The sequence below is a fragment of the Bacillota bacterium genome (assembly GCA_024655925.1).
GTDB lineage: Bacteria > Bacillota > DTU025 > DTU025 > JANLFS01 > JANLFS01.
The window spans coordinates 1-2,513 of record JANLFS010000197.1 but is presented as its reverse complement, the minus strand read 5'-3'; the positions used below and the strand labels follow the sequence as shown (position 1 = coordinate 2,513).

Below are 2,513 nucleotides of genomic sequence, written 5' to 3'. Positions count from 1 at the left end.
GCAAGCGTAACCGATTCGAGGAAAGGGGGACTCCCCACTTCTTCTTGACTCAGACAGGCAAGAGACCTGCCTTGACATCCGCGGAAATGCTGCCGTATAATTTGATTTGGCATGCTTCCGGTCGGATTGGTTAGGGAGGAACAGCTGACATGAAGAGGACTTACCAGCCCAAGGCGAGGCGACGAAGCCGCACCCATGGGTTCATGGCCCGGATGAGCACACCCGGTGGCCGTAATGTTATCAAGCGCAGGCGGCTTAAGGGTCGGAAGCGGCTCAGCGCCTGACCATAGGAGCCTCGATCCACTCGATGCCGTCGTGTGACGGCTTTTCCTTTCGATGCCCGGTTTTCTACATCGACTGGAGGGCCCCTGAGTGCGAAGTACGAGCCTACGCACGGGTGCCGAGTTCCGGAGGGCGTTCCTTGAAGGGACGTCCGCGGCTGGGAAGTATGTTGTGGTTCACGCAGTCCCCAACGGGCTGCAGCGAATCCGCACGGGGTTTCCAGTAGGGAAGCGAATGGGGAGCGCAGTCAGGCGGAACAGAATCCGGAGGCTCTTGCGAGAGGCTGTCCGCACATCGCAGGCGATCCCGAGATCAGGGTACGATATCGTCATCGTGCCGCGGCAGGCTGTCTCTGACCGGGACGTCAACGTCCAGGCCGTGCTGGATGATCTGGATCGGGTGATCGCCCGTATGGGCCTTCGGGAGGGAACCGGCGATTGAAATTGGTCATTCTGTTCATGATACAGCTGTATCGGACCCTTCTATCCCCTTTGAAGATGGGTCCTAGTTGTCGGTACCAGCCTACGTGCTCCGAGTACGCTCTCGAGGCGGTGCGGAAGTACGGGACGGCGCGGGGACTCGGGCTCGCCTTGCGTCGGCTTCTCAGATGTCATCCTTTCAGTAAGGGCGGGTACGACCCTGTTCCTTGAGGTGCCAGAGTCAATATGAACCCACCGCCGAGAGGGGGACAAAGGTCTTGAGCATCACCCAGGTCGTAGAAGACGTTTTGCGATTCTTCACAACCTATACTGGGAGCTATGCCTGGGCAATCATCATCCTCACTATCATCATCAAAGCCGCCATGTATCCTCTTACCGTGAGGCAGTTCCGCGTCATCGACCAGATGAAGAAGATCGCGCCGAAACAGAAGGAACTTCAGGAGAAGTACAAAGGGAAACCCGAGGAGCTCCAGCGGCGTATGGCCGAACTTTACAGGGACAACAAGGTGAACCCGCTCGGAGGGTGCCTTCCTATGCTCCTCCCACTTCCCATTCTTATGATCATGTACAGGGTCTTCCTGAACGAGGCGTTCATCCAGACCCTCAAGGAGGCCGGGTTCAGTATCGGCTTCCTTTGGATCCCTGACTTGAGCAAGCCTGATCCATGGATCCTTCCTATCCTTTCGGGCGTGACCACCTGGGTGACCATGCAGCAGACGGCCACCGATCCGGCACAGAAGTCCTCCATGATTATCATGCCGCTCGTCCTCGGATGGATCACTACCCGCTTACCGGGTGGTGCGGCGATCTACTGGGTTGTCACGAACATAGTGACGATAATCCAGCAGTTCTTCATCACGAGGCAGATGGCTGTTCCGAGGAAGGGAGTCAGCTAGTATGGAAGCGATCGAAGCAACTGGCAGGACTGTCGAGGAAGCAGTCCAATCCGCGCTTGCGCGCTTGGGACTGACTCGGGAACACGTGAACGTGGAAATCCTGGATGAGGGCTCGAGACGGCTGTTTGGGCTCCTCGGCGCCAAGTCTGCTAGAGTCAGAGTCACACCGCGGGAAGACGCGCTTCAACCCCAGGAGAAAGGACCGGGTCCCGACGGGGTCGTAACAGGAACCTCCTCACCAGAGCGGAAGCCAGACTATGGAAGAGGCGGACGGAGAAGGGCAGCCAGTCCCGACCATCCAGCACGGGATGAGCGAAACGAGCGAGGGCCGCGCGAGGGGAAGCCCGCCGGTGAACAGCCAAGCACTGGAGATCAGGCGGTCGGAGAGGCAGTGGGCTTCTTACGGGGCCTCATCGACGTAATGGGACTGGAGGCAGTGGTAGAGGCACGGCCGGGAGACGGGGTGACGGTGCTGGACGTTGAGGGGAGGTCTCTCGGGGTCATGATCGGCCGAAGGGGCGAGACTCTGGATGCCATACAGTATCTGGTGAATCTCGCAGCGGCCAGAAGGGCCCGCGCAAGTGGTGACACAGAGCGGGGCCGATTCATCGTAGATGTATCGGGTTACCGTAGGAAACGAGAGGAGACGCTGAAGGCGCTCGCTACTAGTCTGGCCAAGAAAGCATTACGCGACGGCAAGCAGGAAGTACTGGAACCCATGAGCGCCCTGGAGCGCAGGATCGTTCACTTGGCCCTGCAGGATATCGAGGGCATAACCACCCACAGCGAGGGTAAAGAGCCTTACCGCAGAGTAGTGATATCACCCAAGTAGACAGAGCCGGACCTATGCTCAAGTCGGCTCGGCCGAGGGTGGCCCATGCGTCAAGTTGATGGT

Annotated in this window: 5 protein-coding genes; all 5 read left to right on the top strand. The window is 58.7% G+C overall.

Translation table 11 applies throughout. The features are described 5' to 3' along the window. The first annotated feature begins 149 nt into the window (after window positions 1–149). The 5 genes from rpmH to NUW23_15955 all read left to right on the top strand — a co-directional run bounded on the left by rpmH (window position 150) and on the right by NUW23_15955 (window position 2,450). Window positions 150–284: a 50S ribosomal protein L34 gene (gene rpmH, locus NUW23_15975; protein ID MCR4427651.1), complete on the top strand. Its 135-nt coding sequence runs from the start codon at window positions 150–152 to the stop codon at window positions 282–284. A gap of 88 nt (window positions 285–372) precedes the next feature. Then, on the top strand, window positions 373–723 hold the full coding sequence (rnpA, locus tag NUW23_15970; protein ID MCR4427650.1) for a ribonuclease P protein component: 351 nt from the start codon (window positions 373–375) through the stop codon (window positions 721–723). Beyond that, window positions 720–932 carry a membrane protein insertion efficiency factor YidD gene (gene yidD, locus NUW23_15965; protein MCR4427649.1) on the top strand — a complete coding sequence of 71 codons (213 nt, stop codon included), beginning with the start codon at window positions 720–722 and terminating at the stop codon, window positions 930–932. Before rnpA ends, yidD begins: the two co-directional genes overlap by 4 nt. A 47-nt stretch (window positions 933–979) precedes the next feature. Further along, window positions 980–1,618 carry a YidC/Oxa1 family membrane protein insertase gene (locus NUW23_15960; protein MCR4427648.1) on the top strand — a complete coding sequence of 213 codons (639 nt, stop codon included), beginning with the start codon at window positions 980–982 and terminating at the stop codon, window positions 1,616–1,618. 1 nt (window position 1,619) lies between these two features. Further along, window positions 1,620–2,450 carry a protein jag gene (locus NUW23_15955; GenBank protein ID MCR4427647.1) on the top strand — a complete coding sequence of 277 codons (831 nt, stop codon included), beginning with the start codon at window positions 1,620–1,622 and terminating at the stop codon, window positions 2,448–2,450. Window positions 2,451–2,513 lie beyond the last annotated feature (63 nt).

What these genes read in the sequence shown, in the direction of transcription:
- NUW23_15955 (MCR4427647.1), top strand. Translation starts at nt 1,620, where the DNA reads ATGGAAGCGATCGAAGCAACTGGCAGGACTGTCGAGGAAGCAGTCCAA.
- rpmH (MCR4427651.1), top strand. Translation starts at nt 150, where the DNA reads ATGAAGAGGACTTACCAGCCCAAGGCGAGGCGACGAAGCCGCACCCAT.